This window comes from Microbacterium sp. KRD172, from assembly GCF_017168295.1.
Taxonomy (GTDB): Bacteria; Actinomycetota; Actinomycetes; order Actinomycetales; family Microbacteriaceae; genus Microbacterium; species Microbacterium profundi.
On sequence record NZ_JABFAS010000002.1, the window covers coordinates 1,513,471 to 1,539,153 of the forward strand.

Here is a 25,683-nt window from a genome sequence, read left to right on the forward strand (position 1 = left end):
GGCCGTGGGGATGGGAGAATGGAAGGGATATGACTCTCGCTTCCGCCCCCGCTCGCGCCCTGCGCATCGGCCCGATCGACCTCGACGTGCCGGTCGTGCTCGCACCCATGGCGGGCATCACCAACACCGCGTTCCGCCTCCTGTGCCGCGAGTACGGCGCCGGCCTCTACGTCAGCGAGATGATCACGTCTCGCGCCCTGGTGGAGCGCAACGACACGACGATGCGGCTCATCCGTCACCACGAGAGCGAGACGCCGCGGTCGATCCAGCTCTACGGCGTCGACCCGAAGACCATCGCCGAGGCCGTGCGCATCATCGTGGCGGAAGATCACGCCGACCATGTCGACTTGAACTTCGGATGCCCCGTTCCCAAGGTCACCCGCAAGGGCGGGGGAGCGGCGCTGCCGTGGAAGACCGGTCTGTTCGCCGAGATCGTCGATCAGGCGGTCAAGGCGGCCGGAGACATCCCGCTGACGGTGAAGATGCGCAAGGGCATCGATGCCGACCACCTCACGTTCCTCGACGCCGGGCGCGCCGCCGAAGACGCCGGTGCCGCTGCCGTCGCGCTGCATGCCCGCACCGCGAGCGAGTTCTACTCCGGCCACGCCGACTGGAACGCGATCGGCGAGTTGAAGCAGGCTGTCACGAGCATCCCGGTGCTCGGAAACGGCGACATCTGGTCGGCCGATGACGCCGTGCGGATGATGGCCGAGACCGACTGCGACGGCGTCGTCGTCGGGCGCGGATGCCTGGGCCGCCCGTGGCTGTTCGGCGATCTCGCCGCAGCGTTCGGCGCCGAGTCTCGACCGGTCGACGCCACCCTCGGTTTCGTCGCCGATGCCTTCCGCCGGCATGCGCAGCTGCTGGTCGAGTTCCTCGAGGACGAGGATCACGGATGCCGCGACATCCGCAAGCACGTCGCATGGTACTTCAAGGGCTATCCGGTCGGCAGTGACGTGCGCACCGGCCTCGCCACTGCGCAGAGCCTCGCCCACATCGATGACCTGCTCGGTCAGCTCGACCGTGATGCGCCGTATCCCGGAGCGGATGCCGAGGGTCAGCGCGGTCGTGCCGGTCGCCCGAAGCGCCCTGCTCTGCCCGACAAGTGGCTGGACTCACGCGATGTGGCCGCCGACACCGGCGAGATGCTGCGCGGCGCGGAGATCGAGAACAGTGGTGGTTGATCCTTCGACCGCTGAGCCTGTCGCAGCGTTTGGCGGTGCGCGGATCGACGGCTACGACGCGCGCGACACGGCGCGCTTCGTCAGTGAGCAGCACCGCTCAGAGCGTGATGACTTCGCCCGAGATCGTGCCAGAGTGCTGCACTCGGCCGGCCTGCGCCGTCTGGCGGCGAAGACGCAGGTGCTGAGCCCTGCGAGCACCGCCGACTTCGCCCGCAATCGGCTGACGCACTCGCTCGAGGTCGCGCAGGTCGGCCGAGAACTCGCCGGGGCTCTCGGCGTCTCGGCCGACGTCGTCGACACCGCCTGCCTCAGTCACGATCTGGGGCATCCGCCGTTCGGCCACAACGGCGAACGCGCCCTGAACGAATGGGCGGAGCCGATCGGCGGGTTCGAGGGCAACGCGCAGTCACTGCGCATCCTCACCCGACTGGAGGCGAAGGTCCTCGACGACGATGGCCACTCCGTCGGCCTGAACCTCACACGGGCGAGTCTCGACGCGACCTGCAAGTATCCGTGGACGGTCGACAGCCCCGTCCCCGATCCCGGCGGACGTCTGAAGTTCGGCGTGTATCCCGAGGATGAGGACGTGTTCCGCTGGATGCGCGAGGACGCACCTGGGCGTCTGCGCTGCATCGAGGCGGAGATCATGGATCTCTCCGATGACATCGCCTATTCCGTGCACGACTTCGAAGACGCGATCGTCAACGGCTACCTCGATGTGGCCACGCTGTCGAACCCGAAGCAACACGATGCGCTGGTCGGGCGCGTGCAGCAATGGGTCGGGTACGACTTCACCAGGGAAGAGCTCGCCGACGCTCTCTACCGCCTGACGAGCCAGCCGATGTGGCTGAAGTCCTTCGACCGCTCACGCCGCGATCTCGCCGGGCTCAAGAACCTCACCAGCGACCTGATCGGCCGCTTCGCGCGCGCCGCCGTCGCCGCGACGCGTGAGACCTATCGGGGCCCGGCGCTCGCCCGGTACAGCGCGCACGTCGTCGTGCCGCGGGTGGTGGAGGCGGAGATCGCCGTACTCAAGGGCATCATGGGACAGGCGATCGTGACGATCGAGGCCCGCAAGGGCGTCTACAAGGAGCAGCGACGCGTGCTCAAGCGCCTTGCCGATGCACTCTGGTCGACCGATGCGCTGTGGACCGCGGGAGCAGATGTGCTCGAGCCCGCCTTCGCTGCGGACTTCCACGACGCGGAGACGGATGCGCAGCGCGCGCGAGTGGTCGTCGACCAGATCGCCAGCCTGACGGATCAGACGGCCCTGGATTGGCACAGCAGGCTCGTCGGCGACGTCGACCCTGCTGAGGTCGGCATCTGGTCCCCGCGTCATGTTAGGCAGCGCTCCGGCGTGCACGAGGACGAACGGGCACTCGCCGAAAGGGCGAACTGATGCCGAGGATCCGCCAGGCAGACGTCGATGAGGTGAAGTCGCGCACCAACATCGGCGACATCGTCGGAGAACGCGTCGCATTGAAGTCGGCCGGCGTCGGCTCGCTCAAGGGGCTCTGCCCGTTCCACGACGAGAAGAGCCCCAGCTTCCACGTGCGCCCGCAGGTCGGCTATTACCACTGCTTCGGCTGCGGAGAATCCGGCGACGTGTACTCGTTCCTGCGGGAGATGGATCACGTCAGCTTCACCGAGGCGGTCGAGCGCCTCGCGGGACGCATCGGCTACACCCTGCACTACGAGGACGGCGGGTCGGCACCGGAGAACAGCGGCCGCAGCCGCCTGTACGCGGCGAACACCGCGGCAGCCGAGTTCTTCCGCGGCCAACTGCTGTCGGCCGAAGCGGAGACCGGCCGGAAGTTCCTCGGAGAACGCGGCTTCGACGCCGGTGCCGCAGCCCATTTCGGCGTCGGCTACGCGCCGCGCGGATGGGAAGGGATGATGAAGGCCCTCACCGCGCAGGGATTCACGCGCGACGAGCTGCTCGCGGCCGGACTCGTGTCACAGGGACAGCGCGGGGTGTACGACAGATTCCGCGGACGGCTGGTCTGGCCGATCCGCGATGTCACAGGACAGACCATCGGCTTCGGCGCCCGCAAGCTGTATGACGACGACCAGGGGCCGAAGTACCTGAACACTCCCGAGACGATCATCTACAAGAAGGCCCAGGTGCTCTACGGGCTCGACCTGGCCAAGCGCGACATCTCTCGAGGCGATCCGCGACGCGTCGTGGTCGTCGAGGGGTACACCGACGTCATGGCGTGCCACCTTGCGGGTCTGACCACAGCTGTCGCGACCTGTGGCACGGCGTTCGGCGCGGAGCACATCAAGGTTCTGCGCCGTGTGATGGGCGACGACAACGCCTCGGGGGAGGTCGTGTTCACGTTCGACGGCGACGAGGCGGGCCAGAAGGCGGCGCTGCGCGCCTTCACAGAGGATGACCGCTTCAACGCGCAGACCTTCGTCGCCGTGGCCCCGAACGGTCTCGATCCGTGCGATCTGAGGCTGCAGCGCGGCGACGCTGCGGTGCGTGGGCTCATGGACGCCAAGGTGCCGATGTTCGAGTTCGCGATCGACCGCAGACTCAGCGGTTTCGACCTCGCCACCGTCGAGGGGCAGGTCGGCGCGCTGCGAGCGGCAGCACCGATCGTGGCCGAGATCCGCGATCGCCTGCTGCGCCCAGGGTACGAGCGGGTGCTCGCCCGACGTCTGGGCATGGACCCGACCGAGGTGCGCGCCGAGGTGGAGCGTGCTGGTCGTGCAGGAGCGAACCACGCTCCTGCACGACGCGAACCGGCAGAGGCTGTGCCGGCGGGTTCGGAGCCGACGGCAGTCGCACCCGTGACGCTGGCGAGCCTGCCGCGCACGGCCGACGTCGCACTCGAGCGCGGCGCGATGATGGGAGCCCTGCAGTACGGGCATCAGATCGATCAGGCCACGCTGGCGCGCGCATTCGAGGTGCCGTTCCGCCACCCGGCGTTGGAAGCGATCCGCGAAGTCGTCGTCGCCGCATCCGACCGTACGCGCGTCGGATGGGCGATGGATGCTGTCAACGCGGTGCGCGAGCCGTACCGCTTGCTCGCCGGGGAGCTGCTGATGTCGCCGTTCCCGGCACGCGATGAGGAGGGGGCGGCCAGATCGACGGCGGATCTGTTCCGGCGCATGATCCTGCGCAACCTCGATCGGGAGAAGAACGAGCTGCTCGGCGCTGTGCAGAGAGTGCCTGCGGATTCGGACGGCGGCCGGGCATTGCGCATGCGCCTGCGCGATCTCGACATCGAGCGCCAGCGCTTCACCGAGTCGTAACGGACCGTAAGGCCGATTCGGGGGAGGATGGAACCTATGTCCCGAAGGCAACACTCCTCGAACGTGATCGACTGCTTCGATCTGGTCATCGATCGGATCGGGCACGGAGCCCCCACGCGCGCCGTCGACGGAGTCACCTTCGCGCTCTCTCCCGGCGACCTGATCTGCGTCGCCGGTCCCACCGGATCCGGCAAGTCCACGCTGGTCGCGGCTCTCGCGGGTTCCACGGACCCATCGGTGCGCATCGTCGGCGGCACCGCCGAAGTCTGCGGCGTGAACGTGCGAAAGCCCGGTCGGCGGCATCGCGAGCTGACATACCTCACCGGGTTCATCCCTCAGGGTGCCGGCGCCGATCTTCCGCCGACGCTCACGGTGAGTGAAGTGATCGCAGAGCCGATCCTCATCCGCGAGAAGCGCGTCAACAGCAAGGCGCTCTCGATCCGCATCGCGACGCTGTTGGACGAGTTGCATCTGCCGCTCGGCACGGCGGCGAAGTTCCCGTACGAGCTCAGCGCCGGCATGCGTCAGCGGGTTGCGATCGCACGGGCCTTCGTCCTCGAGCCGCGGGTGCTCATCGCCGACGAGCCGCTCGCGAATCTCGATCTCGAAGTGCGGCCGGTCGTGTTCGACGCGATCACCAGGCGCCGCAACGGGCAGGGGATGGGAGCGCTGCTCGTCACGAACGATGCGGCGTTCATCCGTGAGCTCAATGCCGAGACGCTGATGCTGCGTGCCGGTCACGTGGTGGCGCGGGGCGTCGGCAAGGACCTGCTCTGGGTGCCCAACGGCGAGGCGGATTCGCTCGGCCGCTGACCCGACTCGACACGCCCGAGCAGGGCGGCGGGTGTCACGAGCACCCTCGGGGGTTTGCTAAGATTGTGGAGTTGCTTCGGCGACATCGCCTGATCCCCAATAGCTCAATTGGCAGAGCAGCCGACTGTTAATCGGCAGGTTATTGGTTCGAGTCCAATTTGGGGAGCCAGATCAGAAGGCCCCGTCTTGTACGGGGCTTTCTGCATTCGTGCGGTGTTGTGCCCGTACGGCAGGCATGCGCAAGAGGCTCCGCCCGATCGGACGGAGCCTCTTGCGCGAATCAGCCGCTGATCAGCGTGCGGCGCCTCTGAGCGTGCCGGTCACATCGAGCGAAAGCTTCGGGTCGGCGGGGTCCGGCTCGTAGATCACGCACTGCACGAGACGGTCGTCCGCCTGCGTCCAGGTGTCCTCGGTGGGGGTGAGCCACCAGAAATCGAGGGCGGAGTCGTAGTAGTCGATGCCGACGAACTCGCTGAACGCGGGCACGCACTGCGCCTCGACCTCTGCGGTGATCTCTTCCTCGGTGGGAAGGTCGCCCTCGGCGAGGTCGAACTCGAAGAAGACCTCGTCCGCGTGCGGCTCGGAGCAAGGAACGACATCGGCATCGGTGATCTCGCCGGTGGTGTCGCTCGTCGGCATGCAATCACCCACCTTGAGGGAGAAGATGTCGATGTTCGATCCCTCGGTGACCTCGCCGGTCTCTTCATCGCGCTGAGCGTCATTGCTGACGCCCACGATGAGGTTGTTGAGCGCGCTGCAGCCGCTGAGCGCGATGCTGAGCGCGAGCGCCGTTCCTGCCAGTGCGAGCGCGCGCCGGTTGCGCAGTTTCATCATGTGAGTTCCCCTCCGAGGAATCGTCCGTCAACGGACACTGATGGCCCGCCCCACGGGAACGGTACTGACACTGAACCTGAGACGCAACTTTGAATGGGTTATGCAGAAGCTGTATGCGCTCAGGCTTCGAGGTCGTCGACTCCGGGCATCCAGCTCGCACCGGGCTTGCCCCATCCGCGTTTGCGCGCGATCTTCTGGACGGTCTTCCAATCGCCGTCGGACAGTCGATCGATGTAGAGGATGCCGTCGAGATGATCGAACTCGTGCTGCATGATGCGGGCCCGCCATCCGTCCACCTCGATGCGCACCGCCGCGCCGTCGAGGTCCAGACCGGTCACCAGCACTCGGTCGGCACGGCGCAGTGGGAACCGCTCACCGGGGAAGGACAGGCAGCCCTCGGACTCCTCGTCCGGGTCGGGGGGGCCGGGCTCAGGGGGAGACATCCACAGCACCGGGTTGATGAGCACGCCGCGCCACGGCTGGTCGTCATCGTCCACATACGAATACGTGTAGATGCGAAGAGCCACGCCGACCTGGGGAGCGGCGAGGCCGACCCCAGGAGCTGTGTCCATGGTCTCGAACATGTCGGCGACGAGAGTGCGGACCTCGTCATCGATCTCGGCGACGGGCGATGCGGGGGAGTGCAGAACGGTATCGCCCATGATGCGAATCGGTAGAACAGCCACGCCACAACCCTACTGTGCGCCCTGTGCCAGGTAGTGTTTCAGTGTGAGCGCGGGCGTGTGGATGGCAGAGGCGGATGTCGGCAACCAGCTCGTCGGCGTCTTCCAGAACCCCGCGTTGCTGCTCGGCATCCCCTTGGCGCTCGCGGGCGCTGTGTTCATGTCGCTCGGAGCCCAATACCAGCACCGCGGCGTCGAGAAGGTCGAGCGCCTCAGCGGTGCGGACGGAGCGAGCGGTCTGAGCGCCGACCAGCTCAAACGACTGCTGACCAGGCCGTCATGGATCCTCGGCACGCTCATGCTCGGCCTGGCGATCGTCTGCCAGCTCGCGGCGCTCTCCGCTGCCCCGCTGATCGTCGTCCAGCCGCTCGGCGCGATCGCGCTCGTGATCACCACTCTGCTCAATGCCCGTGTGTCCGGGCACACACCCACCAGGAAGTCGCTCATAGCCATAGGTGCGTGCGTGGGCGGCATCTTCATCTTCGTCATCTTCGCTGCACTGTTCGCCGTGGAGCAGGAGATCACCGATCGCGAGCTCTTCGTGATCCTCGCGATCCTGCTGGTCGTGATCATCGTGCTCGGCGGATTCTGGCTGATCCTGCGCCACCGCATGCGGGCTCTCTTCTACGTCGTCGGCGCCGGCATCCTCTACGGCTTCGTCGCAACGCTGGCCAAGGCCGTCATCAAGCGCGTGCAGGCCGGGGAGTTCGACTGGGTGACGCTGGTATGCGTGATCGCCCTGGTGGCGGCATCCGCCGTCGGTGCCTACTTCGTCCAGACCGCATACAGTTCCGGCCCGCCCGACCTTGTGATCGCCGGGCTGACCGTGGTCGATCCGATGATCGCGGTTCTGATCGGGATGCTGGTGCTCGGCGAAGCCGCGGCTGCGCCGCCATGGGTGCTCGTCTGCTTCGGAGTCGCCGGAGCGATCGCGATCTGGGGCGTGGTCGGTCTCGCCAGGTATCACCCGCAGGTGCTAAGTGAGAGCCAGGAACTCGGCATCGTCCGGGGGAGCGTCGCTTCGGACTCGTCCAACGGCTCAGACGCGACGCGCCGCCCAGGCACCGAGTACGGCCCAGGGGTGGAGAGCAGCGATCAGTAGACCTGTTCGATGAGGTCTTCCGAGACCTCCGACGCGGCAGCCTGATCGACGAAGAAGATCGTGCGCTTGCGCCCCTTGGCGCCCGCTGCGGGCACGTTCGTGTAGCTGGCGCCCGCGAGTGCGAGCCCGAGCGCCGAGGCCTTGTCGGCGCCGGTGAGAACCAGCCAGACGCGCTTGGAGGAATTGATCACCGGACGGGTCAGCGTGACCCGCTCCGGCGGCGGCTTCGGAGAGTCGCGAACGGGCAGCACCGCAGCATCCGTCTCGGTGACCTCGGAGCGATCCGGGAACAGCGAGGCGATGTGACCATCTGGACCGACACCGAGGAAGCACACCGCGAACGACGGCCAGGCATGCTCTTGGCCACCGAACCTCGCGAGCTCCGCGGCGTACGCCGCTGCGGCCTCATCTAGTGAGAGGCCGCTGTCGGCGCCGGCGACCTCATGGATGTTCTCCGCAGGCACAGTGATGTGATCCAGCAGCGCCTCACGCGACTGCAGGGCGTTCCGATCCTGATCGTCGCGAGCGACGAATCGTTCGTCACCCCACCAGAAGTGCACCAGCGACCAGTCGATGCGGTTCACCTTGGGATGAGCGGCGACGGCGCGAAGAACCGTGCTGCCCATCGATCCGCCGGTGAGAGCGATGTGCGCGGTCCGGCCGTTCTTCGTCCTGGCCTTCACCCGTGTGAGGAACGCCTGCGCGACCCGGTCGGCGAGAGCGGACGGCGTCGGCTCGACGACGACCAGCTTCTCGGCGGATGATGCCTGCATGTCGTTCACTCCCCGGTCTCGGGCGGACCCAGCTTCTCCCAGCCCTCGGTGATCACTCGACCGTACAGGACGTCGGGATCGAGACGGCGCAACTCCTCAGCCAGGCACTCCCGCAGGGTGCGGCGCGGCAGATGCAGATCGTGGTTGGGCTGACCGGGCTGCGTGAGCACGGCGTCACCTGGGACGGGGCGCTCCAGCAGGATGTCCCCGCTCGCACGGCTGAGGCGAACCGACTTGATGCCTTCGTCCCATTCATCGCGCTTCTCATACGCCCATCGAACCGGAACGTCGAGGGCGAGCTGGAGCCATGCTGCGAGCAGTGCGGTGGACGGGGAGGAGGCTGCACCTCGCACCTCCACAGCCGTGACCTCTTCGAACGGCGGCTGGTCGAGCACTGCAGCGAGCTGCTCGCGCCAGTACGTGAGACGGGTCCACGCGAGGTCGGTGTCGCCGGGGGCGTGCGAACGCCCGAGTGACTCGATCTGCGCGCGCACGTCCTTGGCGGTGGCGGCGTCGGTGATGCGACGCTGGGCGATATGACCGAGCGGTGTGGCGGACGGCTCCTCCGGAGCGTCATCCGGCCACCAGGCGACGACCGGGGCATCGGGCAGCAGAAGGCCGGTGAGCAGGCTCTCCTGGTTGCCGGCCGCGTCGCCGTCGGCACGCAGCACGACGACCTCGCTCGCACCGGCGTCGCCGCCGACACGGATCTGGGCGTCGAGGCGCGCATCGCCCTCGCGTTCGGTGAGGACGATCACGCGCATCGGATGCTCGCGGGAGGCGTCGTTGGCCGCCTCGATCGCCTCTTCTGCGACCTCTTCGCGTGCGGCGATGACCAGGGTCAGCACGCGGCCGAGCGCCACAGCGCCGCCCTCCTCACGCAGTTTGACGAGTTGCTTGGCGACCTGGCTGACGGTCGTGTCGGGAAGGTCGATGATCACGGTCGTCTCCAGACTCGTCCGTCGCGGGCCAGAAGGGCATCGGCGGATGCCGGACCCCACGAACCGGGGGCGTACTGCTGCACCGGTGTCTTCTGCGATGCCCAGTACTTCTCGACGGGGTCGAGGATCTTCCAGGACAGCTCGACCTCTTCGTGGCGCGGGAACAGCGGCGGGTCGCCGAGGAGCACGTCCAGGATGAGCCGCTCGTACGCCTCGGGGCTCGCTTCGGTGAAGGCGTGGCCGTATCCGAAGTCCATCGTCACATCGCGGACGTTGCTGCCGGCACCAGGGACCTTGGAGCCGAACCGGATCGTCACTCCCTCATCGGGCTGCACGCGGATGACGAGGGCGTTCTGACCGAGCTCTGCGGTGTTCGAACGTCCGAACAGATGCTGCGGGGCGCGCTTGAAGACCACGGCGATCTCCGTCACTCGGCGACCCAGGCGCTTGCCGGTGCGCAGATAGAACGGAACATCGGCCCAGCGTCGCGTGTTGATGTCGAGCCTGATGGCCGCGTAGGTCTCCGTGGTGGAATCCGGGTCCATCCCGTCCTCGTCGAGGAAACCGGTGACCTGTTCGCCGCCCTGCCATCCGCCCGCGTACTGGCCGCGTGCGGTCGCGAGGGAGAGATCCTCGGGAAGGGTGACGGCGGCGAGCACCTTCTCCTTCTCGGCGCGCAGGTGCTCTGCGCTCAGGCTGATCGGCTCTTCCATCGCGGTGAGTGCGAGAAGCTGCAGCAGGTGGTTCTGGATGACGTCCCGCGCAGCACCGACGCCGTCGTAGTAGCCGGCGCGACCGCCGACGCCGATGTCCTCGGCCATGGTGATCTGCACGTGATCGACGTAGTTGCGGTTCCAGATCGGCTCGTACAGCTCGTTCGCGAAGCGCAGCGCGAGGATGTTCTGCACCGTCTCCTTGCCGAGGTAGTGGTCGATGCGGAAGATCGCGTCTGCGGGGAAAGCGACCTCCAGCGCCTCGTTGAGGTCGCGCGCCGATTCGAGATCGTGGCCGAAGGGCTTCTCGATGACGACGCGCCGCCAGCGCTCGTCGCCGTGGTCGTCGCCGACCAGCCCGGAGTCCTTCAGCTGCTTCGTGACGACGGGGAACGACTTCGGCGGGATCGACAGGTAGTACGCGTGGTTTCCCATCGTGCCGCGTTCGACGTCGAGCTTCTCGACGGTCTCGCGCAGCTTGGCGAACGACTCGGGGTTGTCGAACTCACCGGAGACGAAGCGGATGCCCTGCAGCAGCTGCTGCCAGGTCTCCTCGCGGAACTCGGTGCGCGCGTGCTTCTTCACCGCGTCGTACACGACCTCGGCGAAGTCCTGGTCCTCCCAATCGCGTCGGGCGAAGCCGACCAGGGCGAAACCGGGCGGCAGGAGCCCTCGGTTCGCCAGGTCGTAGACCGCCGGCATGAGCTTCTTGCGCGACAGGTCGCCAGTCACACCGAAGATCACCAGCGCGCTGGGACCTGCGATGCGATTGAGGCGACGGTCGTCTGGGTCGCGCAGCGGGTTATGGCCGCGTGATACGGGAACGGTCATCGGCGGGGGCTTCTCCTACGGGCTACTTCTGGGCGGCTTCGAAGAGGGCGAGCACGTCGGCCGAGTCCTCTGTGATCGTCAGGGACACGACGGGGCGGCCATGCTCGGCCAGCACGCCGGCATCACCCGCGGCCTGCGCTTGGATGAGCTGTCCGAAGGTGAACGGGCGCTCTGGGATCTCGAGATCGACGTCTGTGCGCTCCAGGATCTGCAGGAACACACCCTGAGCGGGTCCGCCCTTGTGATACTGGCCGGTCGAATGCAGGAACCGAGGACCCCAGCCGAACGTGGTCGGACGGCCGGAATCGGCGGCGACCAGCTCGCGAAGACCCTGCAGCTGCGGCAGCTCCAGACGGTTGACGTACGCCTGGATCGACACGTAGCCGTCTTCCGGCAGCTGCGCCCACAGCGCGTCCAGCACCGCTTCGATGTTGCCCGAAGCCGCAAGCGCGGGATCGGACACACGGACCTCGATGCCGCTCTCGACGAACGCGGGCGCTGTCGGCGCGGGCCGTGCGTCCAGAAGGCCACGGGTGGCGACCTTGGCGGATTCGACGTCGGGCTGGTTGAACGGATCGATGCCCAGCAGGTAGCCGGCGATCGCGGTCGCGTACTCCCACACGATCAGGTTCGCGCCGAGCGAACCGCTCACGAGGATCTCGCCTTCGTGACGCTCGCGCAGGTGGAACTCGTTCGCGTCATCGACGAGGCGCACGATCTGCAGGTCAGCGGGGACCTCATCCAGTTCCGGCGAGACCGGCAGCAGCACGACGGGCAGGATGCCGGTGCCGTCCTTGCCTGTGGACTCGGCGATGAGCTGCTCGATCCAATCCGGCAGACCGTTGATGTGCGTTCCGTCGGTGATCAGGCCCAGCTTGTCGCGCCGCGGACTCGTGCCTGCGATGGCTGCGCCGAGGCGCAGCGCCGGGTTGTCTGCCGCGTCGACGGCGACCTGCAGCAGTGTCGCCTCGGCCTCGTCGAGCAGCTCGGAGATGTCGGCACCGGCGAGTCCGGAGGGCACCAGCCCGAAGGCGGTGAGGGCCGAGTAGCGGCCGCCCACGTTCGGGTCGGCGTTGAACACCCGGTATCCGGCCTCGCGAGCGGATGCGTCCAGCGGCGAACCGGGGTCGGTGACGACGACGATGCGCTCGACGGGATCGATGCCGAGGTCGCGGAACGCGGCCTCGAACGTGCGGCGCTGCGAATCGGTCTCGACCGTGGAGCCCGACTTCGACGAAACGACCAGGGCGGTCTGCTCGAGACCCTCGTCGAGCGCGGCCAGTACCTGGCCGGGCGCCGTCGAGTCGAGGATCGTGAGCGCGACACCTGCGGTCTGCGTGATCACCTCAGGCGCGAGCGACGATCCACCCATGCCGGCGAGCACGACGCGGGTGACGCCCTTGGAACGCAGCGCGTCGCGGAGCGCGACGATCTCAGGAACCAGAGGACGCGAGACCGACACTGCCTCGAGCCAGCCGAGACGCTTGGCTGCCTCTTCTTCGGCGGCTTCGCCCCACAGCGTCGAGTCGAACCCGGTGATGCGCGATGCGATGAGGTCGCCGACCAGCTGCGGAACGACCTCGTCGATCGCCGTCTTCGCAGCGCCCGACGCGTGGATCGAGAACGTCATCGCTGGGCCTCGAGCCCCTCAGCGACCTGGGCGAGCAGGTCATGCCAGGAGTCGATGAACTTCGCGACGCCCTCGTCCTCGAGCACCTGGGTGACATCGGCGAAGTCGACGCCGACCTTCTCGAGTCCGGCGAAGACCTCGCGGGCCTCGTCGTAGCCGCCGGTGATCGTGTCGCCCGCGATGACGCCGTGGTCGAAGGTCGCCTCGAGCGTCTTCTCCGGCATCGTGTTCACGACGCCCTGGGCGACGAGTTCCGTCACGTACAGGGTGTCGGGAAGGGCCGGGTCCTTGACGCCCGTCGAGGCCCACAGCGGACGCTGCAGGGTCGCACCGGCATCCAGAAGGGCCTTGGCGCGGTCGCCAGCGAACGTCTTCTCGAACAGCTCGTACGCGAGACGGGCGTTCGCGAGGCCGGCCTTGCTCTTGAGTGCGAGCGCCTCATCGGTGCCGATCGCGACGAGGCGCTTGTCGGTCTCGGTGTCGACGCGCGAGACGAAGAACGACGCGACCGACTCGATCGTCGACAGGTCGATGCCCGCGGCCTCGGCCGTCTCGAGCCCGGTCAGGTACGCCTCGATGACCTCGGCGTAGCGCTCGAGGCTGAAGATCAGGGTCACGTTGACGCTGATGCCCGCGCCGATCGTCTGCGCGATCGCGGGAAGGCCCGCCTTGGTCGCGGGGATCTTCACCAGCAGGTTCGGGCGGTCGATCTTCTCCCAGAGCTGCTTGGCCTGCGCGACCGTTCCCTCGGTGTCGTGCGCGAGATCGGGGGACACCTCGATCGACACGCGGCCGTCGACGTGACCCGAAGCGTCCCACACCGGACGGAAGACATCGAGTGCGGCGGCGACGTCCTGCGTAGTGGCCGCGAACACGGCCTCTTCGGCAGTCGCGCCCGACGCGGCGAGTTCGGTGACCTGCGCGTCGTAGGAGGTGTCATCCGGGTTGGTGATGGCACCGGCGAAGATCGTCGGGTTCGTCGTGACGCCCACGACGTTTCGCGTCTCGATCAGCTCGGCGAGGTTGCCGGAGTCGATGCGGGTACGGGAGAGGTCGTCCAGCCAGATGCTGACGCCTGCGGCTGCGAGGTCTGCGGTGGGGGTGCTCATGCGTTCTCCTTGACAGTTGCGCGTGCCGCCTCGACGACGGCCTCGGCGGTGATGCCGAATTCCTGGAACAGGGTCTTGTAGTCGGCGGATGCGCCGAAGTGATCGATCGCGACGGAACGTCCCTTGTCGCCGACGATGCCGCGCCAGGTGAGTGCGGAGCCCGCCTCGACGGACACGCGTGCGGTGACCGATGCCGGGAGCACGGACTCGCGGTACGCGGCATCCTGCTCGTCGAACCACTCCAGCGACGGAGCCGAGACGACGCGGGCGTTGATCCCGTCGGCGGCCAGCGTCTCGCGAGCTGCCACAGCCAGCTGCACCTCGGAGCCGGTGGCGATGATGATGACGTCGGGCGTGCCGTTCGGCGCTTCCGCGAGCACATAGGCGCCCTTGGTCGCGTTGTCGGCTGAGGCGAAGGTGTCGCCTGACGCCGCGCCCTCGCCGCGTGCGAACACCGGGATGTTCTGACGCGTCAGCGCGATACCAGCCGGTCCGGCGTGGCGGCGCAGCAGTTCGAGCCAGACGACCGAGGTCTCGTTCGCGTCCGCAGGGCGCACCACCGTGAAGTTCGGGATGGCGCGCAGGGTCGCGAGCTGCTCGATCGGCTGGTGCGTCGGGCCGTCTTCGCCGAGCGCGACGGAATCGTGCGTCCAGACGAAGATGCTGGGGATGTTCATCAGCGCAGCCAGGCGGACGGACGGGCGCATGTAGTCGCTGAAGATCAGGAACGTGCCGCCGAAGGCGCGGGTCGGGCCGTGCAGCACGATGCCGTTGATGATCGCCGCCATCGCGTGCTCACGGATGCCGAAGTGCAGCACGCGTCCGTACGGGTTGCCCGACCATTCGTGCGTCGACCACTCGGAAGGGATGAACGAGGCGGCGTTCTTGATGGTCGTGAGGTTCGACTCGGCGAGGTCGGCCGAGCCGCCCCACAGCTCGGGGAGCTCGGCAGCGAGAGCGTTGATGACCTGACCGGACGCTGCGCGGGTGGAGACTTCCTTGCCCGATTCGAAGGCGGGAAGCGCCGACGCGATGTCGGAGGGCAGCTCGTGCGCCTCGACGCGGTCGAGCAGCGCCTTGCGCTCGGGGTTCGCGGTGGCCCAGGCATCGAACGACTCCTGCCACGCGGCGCGCACCTCAGCGGCACGGTCGGCGAGCGCACGGGTGTGCGCGATCACGTCGTCCGCGACGGCGAAGGTCTGCTCAGGGTCGAAGTCCAGGACCTTCTTGGTGGCGGCGAGCTCGTCGGCGCCGAGCGCAGAACCGTGGATCTTGCCGCTGTTCTGCTTTCCGGGCGACGGCCAGCCGATGATCGTCCTGAGGATGATGAGAGAGGGCTTGGCGGTCTCGCCCTTCGCGGCCTCGACTGCGGCGAACAGCTCGGCGACGTCTTCCACGTATTCGCCGGTCTTCTTCCAGTCGACGGTCTGCACATGCCATCCGTACGCCTCGTACCGTGCGGCGACGTCTTCGGTGAATGCGACGTTCGTGTCGTCCTCGATCGAGATCTGGTTCGAGTCGTAGAACGCGATGAGGTTGCCCAGCTGCTGGTGACCGGCGAGCGAGCCCGCCTCGCTGGTGATGCCCTCCTGCAGGTCGCCGTCTCCGGCGATCACGTACACGAAGTGGTCGAACGGGCTCTTGCCCTCAGCCGTCTCCGGGTCGAACAGCCCGCGCTCGTAGCGCGATGCGTACGCGAAGCCGACGGCGGAGGCGAGGCCCTGACCGAGCGGACCCGTCGTGATCTCCACGCCCTTGGTATGACCGTATTCGGGGTGACCCGGCGTCTTCGATCCCCACGTGCGCAGCGACTTGAGGTCGTCGAGATCGAGTCCGAAGCCGCCCAGGTAGAGCTGGACGTACTGCGTCAGTGACGAGTGTCCCGCGGAGAGGATGAAGCGATCGCGGCCCAGCCAGTCGGTGTCCGACGGGTCGTGGCGCAGGACGCGCTGGTAGAGGAGGTAGGCGAGGGGCGCGAGGCTCATCGCCGTGCCAGGGTGACCGTTGCCGACCTTCTCCACGGCATCCGCCGCCAGGATCCGTGCGGTGTCCACCGCGCGCCGGTCAATCTCTTCCCACTGCAATTCCGACAAGGTCATGCCCTTTCCAACGGTTACGAGGGCGCCCGGATTCCCTGCGCCTCCGCATCGTCACGGACAGAGCACAGCGCCGGGCGCGCGAGTGGTTTCAGCATAGCGTCGTGTCCGGATCCACGATGCTTCATTTCCTTCTCTTGCCGCGCAGGGCTCGACGCCTGGCGTGCGCGGGGCCTGTGCGGCGCCTGCACTAGACTGGAGCAGTTGGCGGAGTGTGCGCTGGGAGGCGATCGATATCTCGACTATGTCCGAGGCAACGACGGCGAAACGGCCGATCGGCCAAACGATCAAGGCGTATGTCTCACTGACGAAGCCCCGTGTGCTCGAGCTTCTGCTCGTCTCCACCGTTCCGGTCATGTTCCTCGCCGAGGGGGGCATGCCGAACCTCTGGCTCGTCCTGGCCACCGTGATCGGCGGCTCGATGAGCGCCGGATCCGCGGCATCGTTCAACATGTACCTCGATCGCGACATGGATGCGCAGATGCATCGCACCGAGAAGCGCCCGCTCGTGACCGGCGAGATCACGCCGCGAGCGGCACTGATCTTCTCCTGGACTCTGGCTGTGGCATCCACGATCTGGCTGCTGGCGACCACCAACTGGCTGACGGCGACGCTGTCGGTCGCTGCGATCTTTTTCTACGTCGTGATCTACACGATGATCCTCAAGCGTCGTACCGAGCAGAACATCATCTGGGGCGGCATCGCCGGCTGCTTCCCGGTGGTGATCGGCTGGTCGGCCGTCACGGGAGACGTCGCCTGGCCGGCGATCGTGCTGTTCGCGCTGGTCTTCCTGTGGACGCCGGCGCACTACTGGCCGCTGTCGATGAAATACCGCGACGACTACCAGGGCGCTGACGTTCCGATGCTCGGCGTCACGCGCAACGCGTCGCAGGTCGGCCTTCAGGTCATTCTGTACGCGTGGGCGACGCTGGCCTGCTCGTTGCTGCTGATTCCCGTCGCCGACATGGGGCTGGTGTACTCCGTGTCCGCCGTGGTGTTCGGCGGCTGGTTCGTCTACGAGTCGCACCGGCTGTACTCGCAGGCGGTGCGTGGAACGAACCCGCGTCCGATGCGGGTGTTCCACGCCTCCATCACCTACCTGACGCTGATATTCGTCGCTGTCGCCGTCGACCCGCTGCTGCCGTTCTGATCTTCTTCAATTCGATCCTCTTCCGAGGCATCGTCGGTCGTTTTCTCTGACGCATCCACGTCCGTCGCAGAGTCTGTCGAAGCGTCGGTCGCGGGTGCAGTCTCTGCCGCCCAGTCGATCGGCTCCACGACGACGGGCGCCGCGGCAGGAACGAAGGACTTGGCTGCGGCGAGGGCCAGGGCGAGAAGGACTCCGATCACGCCGGCTCCGAGCAGTACGGCTCCGACGACGATCATCGGCTGACCGACGTAGACCTCCACGCCGGTCGCCGTCCCGTCGAGCAGCTTGGCCGTCATGATGCTCGCGTTGTCCGAGATCAGCCACGCGCCCACTCCGGCGGACACGAGAGAGAGGACGAGCAGGAACCAGTACGAGATGCTGCGTGTGAGTGATTTCTTCATGTCGACAAGCCTCAGGGACGCGTTGATGCATACGCTATGCGCGACCTGTGCAGAGCCTGTGCGTGATGCGCAGTCCGGATCGACGTGAGATTGATCCCGGAAGGATTTCGCGGGTTCACGACGAGCTCAACCCGCGAGATCCTTCCGGCAACCCATGGGATGCCGCGCAGCGAGGCTGGCCGCGCCGATCATCGCGCGACGTCGGCATCGACCGGGCGCTTCAGGTGCATCACCGTCACCGTGTAGGCCGCGGCGGAGAGCGCGGCGAGGACCATATGGATGCCGACGAGCAGCCCCGGCAGTCCCGCGCGGGCCTGCCAGATACCGACGGCGACCTGCACCAGGATGGCGAGCACGAGCACAAGGAACCAGCGCCGAGGTGCGAGCCGCTGCACCCACGCGGTGATCGTCAGCGCTGCCACCAGAGCGGCGAGGACATACCCGGGCCACGAGTGCACGTGCGCGAGGATCGTGGCGTCGAAGCCGTCCCGCACGACGTTCGCATCGCCGGAGTGCGGTCCCGATCCGGTGGTGAGCACTCCGAAGAAGATGGTCACGGCCAACGCGAGTCCGGTGATATGCGACCCGATCGCGAACCACTGCGGCACGACGCGCTCGCGCGGTGCTCCGGATTCCTGAAGCCTCACGAGGTAGGCGGCGGTGACGCAGACGAGCAGCAGTGACGACGCGTAGTGGAACCCGACGATGAACGGGTTCAGGTCGCTGAGGACGGCAAGGCCCCCGACCACTGCCTGCGCCATGACTCCGAGGAGGACGATCCAGGCGAGCGTGGAGAGATCCCGTCTCCGCGTCGTCAGCCGCAGCGAATCCACTGCGGCGACGACGACTGCGACGAGCAGAGCACCGGACGCGAAGCCGAATGCGGGAAGGCCGAGCGGGTCGGTGACGAGGTAGGCGACGACAGCGGCGGCGACGCCACCCACGGCGAACCACACCGCCCGCATGACCAGGCGACGACCGCCGATCGCGTGCAGCGTCAGCAGCAGCACCGCGAGAGCGAGCAGGCCGACGACGCCGGTCATCGTGCGGTTGCCGAACTCGATGATTCCGTGGATGCCCTGAACCTCGTAGATGGGCACCAGCGATTCCGGCGTGCACAGCGGCCACTCCGAGCAGCCGAGGCCGGATCCGGTCAGGCGCACGGCGCCGCCGGTGCCGATGATGATCACCTCGGCGATGAACGACAGCCACGCCAGCAGTCGCAGCGGCCGCCCGAATCCGGAGAGGCGAGGATCCCCTCGACCTTCGTACGGTGAAGTGGCGGCGGGCGCTGCAGTGTCGGGCATGTGTCCTCCGGCCCGCGCCCGAGCGCACGGGCGCGGCCCGTTTGTCAGGGGGAACCTGTAGAATCGGATTGTTGCGATGCCTGCGGAAAGCGCAGAGTGCATCACCAACAGTTTAGGCGCGAAGAATGCGTCCGTGATGAGGCCCACCAGCGGCACCCACACCCGTCGACTCGAACGGGCCAGGAGGTGTCGGGGCGGATGACACCGTTGAGGCCTGACAAGGAGAGTGTGATGTCGGATGTGCTGATCGATCGCCCGGAACTCGAAAGTCTGGGGGTGTATGAGTTCGGCTGGCACGATGAAGACGCCGCAGGAGCCATCGCGAAACGCGGCCTCTCCGAGGACGTCGTGCGCGGCATCTCCGCGCTGAAGAACGAACCCGAATGGATGCTGAAGACCCGCATGAAGGGTCTGTCACTGTTCGGACGCAAGCCGATGCCGACGTGGGGCGCAGATCTCAGCGACATCGACTTCGACAACATCAAATACTTCGTCCGCTCGACGGAGAAGCAGGCGCAGTCCTGGGAAGACCTTCCCGTCGAGATCCGAGAGACCTATGAGCGGCTCGGCATCCCCGAGGCAGAGCGTCAGCGACTCGTCGCCGGAGTCGCGGCGCAGTACGAGTCCGAAGTGGTGTATCACCAGATCCGCGAGGACCTGGAAGCACAGGGCGTCATCTTCATGGACACCGACACCGCGCTGCGCGAGCACCCGGAGTTCTTCGAGGAGTACTTCGGAACGGTGATCCCGGCCGGTGACAACAAGTTCGCAGCCCTCAACACCGCCGTCTGGTCCGGCGGATCCTTCGTCTACGTCCCCAAGGGCGTGCACGTCGAGATCCCGCTGCAGGCCTACTTCCGCATCAACACCGAGAACATGGGCCAGTTCGAGCGCACCCTGATCATCGCGGACGAAGACAGCTACATCCACTACATCGAGGGCTGCACCGCTCCGATCTACAAGTCGGACTCGCTGCACTCCGCCGTCGTCGAGATCATCGTGAAGAAGAATGCTCGCGTTCGCTACACGACGATCCAGAACTGGTCGAACAACGTCTACAACCTCGTGACCAAGCGTGCTGTCGCCCATGAGGGCGCCACCATGGAGTGGGTCGACGGCAACATCGGCTCCAAGGTGACGATGAAGTACCCGTCGATCTACCTGATGGGCGAGCACGCCAAGGGCGAGACGCTCTCGGTCGCATTCGCCGGTCCCGGCCAGCACCAGGACGCCGGCGCGAAGATGATCCACATGGCGCCGTACACCCAGTCCTCGATCGTCTCCAAGTCGATCGCCCGCGGCGGTGGCCGTGCCGGCTACCGCGGTGAGGTCCGAGTCGACGCCAACGCCCATCACTCCGCGAACACGGTGCGCTGCGACGCGCTGCTGGTCGACACCAAATCCCGCTCCGACACATATCCGGCGATCGACATCCGAGTCGACGACGTGCAGCTCGGCCATGAGGCGACCGTCTCGAAGGTGAGTGAAGAGCAGCTCTTCTACCTCCAGTCCCGAGGGATGCCGGAAGACGAGGCGATGGCGATGATCGTGCGCGGCTTCATCGAGCCGATCGCGCGCGAACTGCCGATGGAATACGCCATGGAACTGAACAAGCTCATCGAAATGGGCATGGAAGGATCGGTCGGCTAAATGGCGGCCTCGACGACAGCGCCCAGCGAGGCGCAGCACACGAACGCGCCCCAGGCGGGCGCGCACATCGACCCCGCAGCCCAGGTGGCCGCTGCCGGATTCGTCCCGGTGCAGACCCGATCTGCACGTCCGCGCTCATTCGAGCCGGAGGAGTTCGGCACGCCGACCGGACGAGAGGTGAACTGGAAGCACACTCCGGTCGACCGTCTCTCCGGGCTCTTCAGCGTCGCCGCGCAGAACGACGGCGTGTCCCACGAGATCACGACGGGCGAGCAGTACATCGCGGAGTCCCTGTCCGCAGGCACCGCGCCTCGCGGCGAGCACTTCCTCTCCGAGGACATCGTCTCGGCAGTCGCCTGGCAGGGTTCGGCCGAGGCTCTGCACGTGCGTGTCCCTCGCGACGAAGAGATCGCAGAACCGATCCTCGTCACGATCACCGGGCACGGAGCCGACAAGCGCGCTGACGGCCACATAGTCATCGAGGCGCTCGAGCACAGCTCCGCCACAGTGATCCTCCGCCACCGCGGATCGGCGCAGTACGCGCAGAACGTCGAGATCATCGCTCGTGCCGGATCCCGGCTGACGGTCGTGTCGGTGCAGCGGTGGGACGACGACGCCGTGCACGCGGCATCTCACCAGGCCCGCGTCGACAACGACGCTGTGCTCAAGCACTTCGTCATCAGCTTCGGCGGCGGCCTCGTCCGGGTCAACCCCAACGTCGAACTCGCGGGCAACGGATCCGAAGGCTACCTCTACGGCCTCTCGTACGCCGATGCCGGACAGCACCTGGAGAGCCAGGTCTATCTGCACCACAAGGGCGCCCACACCAAGGGCGACGTGCTCTACAAGGGCGCACTGCAGGGCGAGAGCGCGCACAGCGTGTGGATCGGCGACGTGCTGATCGGCGCGAACGCCACCGGCACCGACTCCTACGAGGCGAACCGCAACCTGGTGCTCACAGAGGGTGCTCGCGCCGACTCGATCCCGAACCTGGAGATCGAGACCGGCGACATCCTCGGTGCAGGACACGCCAGCGCGACGGGTCGTTTCGACGATGAGCAGCTGTTCTACCTGCAGGCACGAGGAATCACGGAAGAAGAGGCACGACGCCTCGTCGTGCTGGGCTTCCTCACCGACGTCGTGCAGCGACTCGGCATCCCTGCCCTCGAGGAGGAGCTGCTCAGCGCGATCGAAACCGAACTCGCGGCGGTGAACCAGTGAGCGCACAGCGCGCCTGCGGCCTGAGCGAACTCGAGCAGGACACCCCGCTGCGGGTGGAGCTCGACGGCGTTCCGATGGCGGTCGTGCTCGACTCCGAGGGCGAGGTGCACGCCATCGGCGACACCTGCACCCACGGCGAGATCTCGCTGTCCGAAGGTTTCGTCGAAGGCGACACGCTGGAATGCTGGGCTCACGGCTCCGCATTCTCGCTGCGCACCGGCATCCCCCAGAATCTCCCCGCATATGAGCCCGTACCGGTCTACGTCGTCCAGATCGACGGCGACGACGTGCTCATCGATCCGACTGTAACTAAGGAAGTCTGAATGTCTGTTCTCGAGATCCGCGACCTGCACGTCACGGTCGACACCGAGGCCGGGACCACCCCGATCCTCAACGGCATCACCCTGACGATGAACACGGGTGAGACGCACGCCATCATGGGACCCAACGGCTCGGGCAAGTCCACCCTGGCGTACACGATCGCCGGTCACCCCAAGTACACCGTCACCGGCGGTTCCATCACATTCGACGGCGCGGACGTGCTGTCGATGACCGTCGATGAGCGTGCCCGTGCCGGCCTGTTCCTCGCCATGCAGTACCCGGTGGAGATCCCCGGCGTCACGGTGACGAACTTCCTGCGTACGGCCAAGACCGCGCTCGACGGAGAAGCACCAGCCATCCGCTCGTGGACCAAGGACGTCAAGGGCGCCATGGCGAACCTGCGCATGGATCCGAAGTTCGCGCAGCGCAACGTCAACGAGGGCTTCTCCGGGGGCGAGAAGAAGCGCCACGAGATCCTTCAGCTCGAGGTGCTCAAACCGAAGTTCGCGATCCTCGACGAGACCGACTCCGGCCTCGACGTCGATGCTCTGAAGATCGTCTCCGAGGGCGTCAACCGCGCCAAGGAGTCCACGGGCCTCGGCGTCCTGCTGATCACGCACTACACCCGCATCCTCCGCTACATCCGCCCCGATTTCGTGCACGTCATCGTCGCGGGGAAGATCGTGGAAGAGGGCGGCCCGGAGCTCGCCGACCGGCTCGAGGACGAGGGATACGACCGTTTCCTCGACCCCGCTGCCCCGATCGAGGCGTAGGCTGATCGCATGACCGCGACTCTTGCTCCAGAGAAGTTCGATGAGGTCACCGAGGCTCTCAAGGACGTGATGGACCCCGAGCTCGGGATCAACGTCGTCGACCTCGGACTCATCTACGATCTCGCCTGGGACGACGAGAACGACGCCCTCGTGATCCACATGACGCTGACGAGCGCAGGCTGCCCGCTCACCGATGTGCTCGAGGAGCAGGCGGCGCAGGCGCTCGACTCGGTCGTCGATCGGTTCCGCATCAACTGGGTGTGGATGCCGCCGTGGGGTCCGGAGAAGATCACCGATGACGGGCGCGACATGATGCGCGCGCTCGGCTTCGCCATCTGACGGTGCCGTGAGCACGAAGGTCCGTGCACTCCCTCTGCAGCAGCTCAGAGAGCGCACCAGCGAGAAGTGGCGGGAGTATCCCGCCGATGTGCTGCCGTTGTTCGTCGCCGAGACCGATTTTCCGCTGGCGCCGGCGATCACGCGGGCGCTGAGTCGCGCCGTCGAGACCGGCGACACCGGCTACGTCGCCTCGCGCACACCGCTCGCGGCCGCCTACGCGGAATTCGCGACACGTCGGTTCGGCTGGTCGCCGGATCCCGCGCGCATGCGGTCGACGGCAGACGTCAGCATGGGCATCGTGGAGATCCTCCGACGCGTGACGACGCCGGGTGACCGCGTGATCGTGATGCCGCCGGTCTATCCACCGTTCTACGACCTCGTCGAAGAGGCCGGCGCGGTCGTCGAGCGGGTGCCGTTGCGCGACACCGGTACGGCATGGGAGATCGATCTCGACGGCATCCGCAGTGCGCTGGAAGAAGGCGCACGCGCGATTCTGCTCTGCAGCCCGCACAACCCCACCGGCACTGTGCACTCCGTGGCCTCGCTCACAGCCCTCGCCGAGTTGGCCGCTGCTCACGGCGCGACAGTGGTTTCCGACGAGATCCATGCGCCTCTGGCCCAGCCGGACGCCGGATTCACGCCATTTCTCGCGATCTCGGATGCTGCGCGCGAGTTCGGCTATGCAGTGGTCAGTGCGAGCAAGGCGTTCAACCTCGCCGGCCTCAAGTGCGCGCTGATCGTCACAGCATCCGATGGTCCGACGCGGGTCGTGCGTTCCCTGCCGATCGAGGTGGAGTGGCGCACGGGGCAGTTCGGTCTTCTCGCCGCCGTCGCCGCGTTCAGCGAGGAGAGCGACGGATGGCTCGACGGGCTGCTCGACACCCTCGACGAGAACCGCCGCCTGCTTGCGACCCTGCTGGCCGAGCACCTTTCCGGTGCGCGCTATCGGATGCCGGACGCCGGATATCTCGCCTGGATCGATCTGACTGAGCTCGGCTGGGGTGACAACCCTGCCAGAAGGATCCTCCGCGAGGCCAAGGTCGCACTGCACTACGGGCTCGCGTTCGGTGCAGAGGGCGCCGGTCACGCGCGCCTGAACTTCGGCACCAGTCCCGAGATCCTCACCGAGGCCGTCACCCGCATCGCCGCGCTTCGCGACGTGTGACGGCATCCCTCTACGCCTTCTGCATCACCCTTGAACCCGTGCCCGTGGTGTCGGAGCTGCGAGTTGCCAGGCCGAGTCGCCGCGACCCGGCCTGGCAAGTCGCAGTGAGGCGATGAGGAGCACCACCGCGACCGATGCCGTCACAGGCGTCGTGCCGACGACCAGCAGTCCGACGATGGCGACGGTGCCCACCGCACTCGCGGTGACCAGCCGACCTGCAGAACGCGTGGGCGTGGGAATGCGTCGTGCCTCGATCCCGGCGAGCAGGAAGGCGATGCCCGCGGTCAAGGCGACCACGGTCACGAGCCACAGCGGCCTCGTCATCCACCACTCGATGCTGCTGGGCTCGGGCAGAGCGATGCCGGTCGTCATGGCGAACACCGCAGATGCGCCGGCCATCGCGAGGAGCACCGGCATGTGCCAGAGATAGATCGTCATCGCACGTGGGGTGACGAAAGTGAGGAACCTGCTGGGCAGGGGGAGTCGGCTCCACGACGCGACGCGATCGCGCAGGATCGAGAGCAGCATGGTGTGCGCGACTCCGACCAGCAGCAGAGAGGCAGTGGGAGGGTTGATGTTCGCGATCAGGTCGGGGGAGTAGGTGCCCGTGAGGAACGTGGTCACCAGGGCGGCGACGGCGGAGATTCCGATCACGATCCGTGTGCGGCGGGTGAGAGCGTCGATCCGGCCCTCGGCGAAGAAGAAGCCGAGCTGCTGCAGTGCGAGCCAGACGAACGCGAGGTTCACGAAGCCGACGCCGTCGATCCCAGTCGCATTGCGCACGGCATCCACCGCCACGGCCGCGGCGACGATCAGAGTGACCGTGATCCACGGGGCGCGTCGGTGCGCGGCCGCGAACAGCGGCAGCAGAGCCTGGCACAGCAGGAAGACACCGAGGAACCAGAGCGGTTGCCCGTAGCGATAACCGGCGATCGCCACGAGATCAGCAGGAACCCCGTTCGCGAGAAGCACTGTCAGCACGATGCCGACGACGCCGATCGTGACGACGGCCGGCAGGACGAGCCGGTGGATGCGAGCCGCCACGAACTCCTTCGCGGTGCCGCCGCGCTGCTGCGCGCGCCGCAGCGATGTGTATCCGGCGAATCCGCCGATGACGAAGAACAGCGGCATGACCTGCAGCACCCAGCTCAGCGGAGTGATCCACCAGGATCCGTCACTGGCGTTGGCGAAGAGAGGACCGGAGTCGGTGACTGTGACGCCCACCATCATCGAGTGCAGCAGGACGACTCCGAGCACGCACAGCGCTCGGACGAGATCGATGCCGGTGTCGCGTGTCGCTCTGGTGCTGCTCGATCGCGGTTCTGCGATGGCCATGAAGTCCTCCTCGGTGGGTGTTCGAGGAGGTTATTCATCCGGCGGGTCGAG

General features: G+C 66.9%; 23 protein-coding genes and 1 tRNA gene. 13 read left to right on the forward strand and 11 right to left on the reverse strand.

The features are described from left to right. Nucleotides 1–29: 29 nt before the first annotated feature. The 5 genes from dusB (at nt 30) to J1M43_RS07650 (ending at nt 5,427) form a co-directional block, all read left to right on the forward strand. Nucleotides 30–1,184: a tRNA dihydrouridine synthase DusB gene (gene dusB / locus J1M43_RS07630; RefSeq protein WP_206476414.1), complete on the forward strand. Its 1,155-nt coding sequence runs from the start codon at nt 30–32 to the stop codon at nt 1,182–1,184. Further along, nucleotides 1,174–2,583, forward strand: a complete 1,410-nt coding sequence (locus J1M43_RS07635) for a deoxyguanosinetriphosphate triphosphohydrolase (RefSeq protein ID WP_374058518.1) — start codon at nt 1,174–1,176, stop codon at nt 2,581–2,583. The genes dusB and J1M43_RS07635 overlap by 11 nt, the downstream gene beginning before the upstream one ends. After that, nucleotides 2,583–4,445: a DNA primase gene (gene dnaG / locus J1M43_RS07640; protein ID WP_206476416.1), complete on the forward strand. Its 1,863-nt coding sequence runs from the start codon at nt 2,583–2,585 to the stop codon at nt 4,443–4,445. The genes J1M43_RS07635 and dnaG overlap by 1 nt, the downstream gene beginning before the upstream one ends. 36 nt (nt 4,446–4,481) lie before the next feature. Then, the gene (locus tag J1M43_RS07645) at nt 4,482–5,258 is read left to right on the forward strand and encodes an ATP-binding cassette domain-containing protein (RefSeq protein WP_033107254.1); all 777 of its coding nucleotides are present in this window, start codon (nt 4,482–4,484) and stop codon (nt 5,256–5,258) included. 93 nt (nt 5,259–5,351) lie between these two features. Beyond that, nucleotides 5,352–5,427 (forward strand) — tRNA-Asn (locus J1M43_RS07650). 122 nt (nt 5,428–5,549) lie between these two features. Here the strand turns inward: J1M43_RS07650 and J1M43_RS07655 are convergent. Then, nucleotides 5,550–6,092: a septum formation family protein gene (locus J1M43_RS07655; RefSeq protein ID WP_206476417.1), complete on the reverse strand. Its 543-nt coding sequence runs from the start codon at nt 6,090–6,092 to the stop codon at nt 5,550–5,552. Nucleotides 6,093–6,211: 119 nt separating this feature from the next. Further along, a complete protein-coding gene (gene def / locus J1M43_RS07660) occupies nt 6,212–6,778 on the reverse strand; it encodes a peptide deformylase (protein ID WP_084595871.1) in 567 nt (188 codons plus the stop codon). Nucleotides 6,779–6,839: 61 nt separating this feature from the next. On the opposite strand from def, the gene J1M43_RS07665 reads away from it, so the two are divergent. Further along, nucleotides 6,840–7,877: a DMT family transporter gene (locus tag J1M43_RS07665; protein ID WP_052167060.1), complete on the forward strand. Its 1,038-nt coding sequence runs from the start codon at nt 6,840–6,842 to the stop codon at nt 7,875–7,877. Here the strand turns inward: J1M43_RS07665 and pgl are convergent. From pgl to tkt, 6 genes are read right to left on the reverse strand one after another with little or no spacing between them, the layout of a single operon-like run. After that, nucleotides 7,871–8,650, reverse strand: coding sequence for a 6-phosphogluconolactonase (pgl, locus tag J1M43_RS07670; protein ID WP_033107367.1), 780 nt, complete (start codon nt 8,648–8,650; stop codon nt 7,871–7,873). The genes J1M43_RS07665 and pgl overlap by 7 nt on opposite strands. A 5-nt stretch (nt 8,651–8,655) precedes the next feature. Next, the gene (locus J1M43_RS07675; RefSeq protein WP_206476418.1) at nt 8,656–9,591 is read right to left on the reverse strand and encodes a glucose-6-phosphate dehydrogenase assembly protein OpcA; all 936 of its coding nucleotides are present in this window, start codon (nt 9,589–9,591) and stop codon (nt 8,656–8,658) included. Further along, nucleotides 9,588–11,135 (reverse strand): glucose-6-phosphate dehydrogenase, encoded by a 1,548-nt coding sequence (gene zwf / locus J1M43_RS07680; RefSeq protein ID WP_033107251.1) that lies wholly within the window; start codon nt 11,133–11,135, stop codon nt 9,588–9,590. The genes J1M43_RS07675 and zwf overlap by 4 nt, the downstream gene beginning before the upstream one ends. A gap of 22 nt (nt 11,136–11,157) precedes the next feature. After that, the gene (locus J1M43_RS07685) at nt 11,158–12,765 is read right to left on the reverse strand and encodes a glucose-6-phosphate isomerase (protein WP_033107250.1); all 1,608 of its coding nucleotides are present in this window, start codon (nt 12,763–12,765) and stop codon (nt 11,158–11,160) included. Beyond that, entirely contained in the window at nt 12,762–13,874 is a 1,113-nt protein-coding gene (gene tal / locus J1M43_RS07690) for a transaldolase (protein WP_033107249.1), read from the reverse strand. Before tal ends, J1M43_RS07685 begins: the two co-directional genes overlap by 4 nt. After that, nucleotides 13,871–15,973 carry a transketolase gene (tkt, locus tag J1M43_RS07695; RefSeq protein WP_372460286.1) on the reverse strand — a complete coding sequence of 701 codons (2,103 nt, stop codon included), beginning with the start codon at nt 15,971–15,973 and terminating at the stop codon, nt 13,871–13,873. The genes tal and tkt overlap by 4 nt, the downstream gene beginning before the upstream one ends. 241 nt (nt 15,974–16,214) lie before the next feature. Here tkt and J1M43_RS07700 point away from each other — a divergent pair, with 241 nt between their 5' ends. Next, nucleotides 16,215–17,120 carry a heme o synthase gene (locus J1M43_RS07700; RefSeq protein ID WP_033107248.1) on the forward strand — a complete coding sequence of 302 codons (906 nt, stop codon included), beginning with the start codon at nt 16,215–16,217 and terminating at the stop codon, nt 17,118–17,120. Here the strand turns inward: J1M43_RS07700 and J1M43_RS07705 are convergent. Both J1M43_RS07705 and J1M43_RS07710 read right to left on the reverse strand, forming a co-directional pair. Continuing rightward, on the reverse strand, nt 17,066–17,521 hold the full coding sequence (locus J1M43_RS07705) for a hypothetical protein (protein ID WP_200881031.1): 456 nt from the start codon (nt 17,519–17,521) through the stop codon (nt 17,066–17,068). The two genes, J1M43_RS07700 and J1M43_RS07705, sit on opposite strands and share 55 nt — an antisense overlap. 188 nt (nt 17,522–17,709) lie before the next feature. Beyond that, nucleotides 17,710–18,828 carry a heme A synthase gene (locus tag J1M43_RS07710; protein WP_206476419.1) on the reverse strand — a complete coding sequence of 373 codons (1,119 nt, stop codon included), beginning with the start codon at nt 18,826–18,828 and terminating at the stop codon, nt 17,710–17,712. 231 nt (nt 18,829–19,059) lie between these two features. Between J1M43_RS07710 and sufB the strand changes: the two genes are divergently transcribed. From sufB to J1M43_RS07740, 6 genes are read left to right on the forward strand one after another with little or no spacing between them, the layout of a single operon-like run. Beyond that, nucleotides 19,060–20,478, forward strand: a complete 1,419-nt coding sequence (gene sufB, locus J1M43_RS07715; protein ID WP_033107246.1) for a Fe-S cluster assembly protein SufB — start codon at nt 19,060–19,062, stop codon at nt 20,476–20,478. Then, nucleotides 20,479–21,699, forward strand: coding sequence for a Fe-S cluster assembly protein SufD (gene sufD, locus J1M43_RS07720; RefSeq protein ID WP_206476420.1), 1,221 nt, complete (start codon nt 20,479–20,481; stop codon nt 21,697–21,699). Then, the gene (locus J1M43_RS07725) at nt 21,696–22,022 is read left to right on the forward strand and encodes a non-heme iron oxygenase ferredoxin subunit (protein WP_206476421.1); all 327 of its coding nucleotides are present in this window, start codon (nt 21,696–21,698) and stop codon (nt 22,020–22,022) included. Before sufD ends, J1M43_RS07725 begins: the two co-directional genes overlap by 4 nt. Beyond that, nucleotides 22,023–22,793: a Fe-S cluster assembly ATPase SufC gene (sufC, locus tag J1M43_RS07730; protein WP_033107243.1), complete on the forward strand. Its 771-nt coding sequence runs from the start codon at nt 22,023–22,025 to the stop codon at nt 22,791–22,793. It abuts the gene before it with no gap. Between the two features lie 9 nt (nt 22,794–22,802). Then, nucleotides 22,803–23,132 carry a metal-sulfur cluster assembly factor gene (locus J1M43_RS07735; RefSeq protein ID WP_033107242.1) on the forward strand — a complete coding sequence of 110 codons (330 nt, stop codon included), beginning with the start codon at nt 22,803–22,805 and terminating at the stop codon, nt 23,130–23,132. Nucleotides 23,133–23,139: 7 nt separating this feature from the next. Further along, a complete protein-coding gene (locus J1M43_RS07740) occupies nt 23,140–24,297 on the forward strand; it encodes a MalY/PatB family protein (RefSeq protein ID WP_033107241.1) in 1,158 nt (385 codons plus the stop codon). 24 nt (nt 24,298–24,321) lie between these two features. On the opposite strand, the gene J1M43_RS07745 is transcribed toward J1M43_RS07740, so the two are convergent. Continuing rightward, nucleotides 24,322–25,632 carry an acyltransferase gene (locus J1M43_RS07745; RefSeq protein WP_206476422.1) on the reverse strand — a complete coding sequence of 437 codons (1,311 nt, stop codon included), beginning with the start codon at nt 25,630–25,632 and terminating at the stop codon, nt 24,322–24,324. Nucleotides 25,633–25,683: the final 51 nt, after the last annotated feature.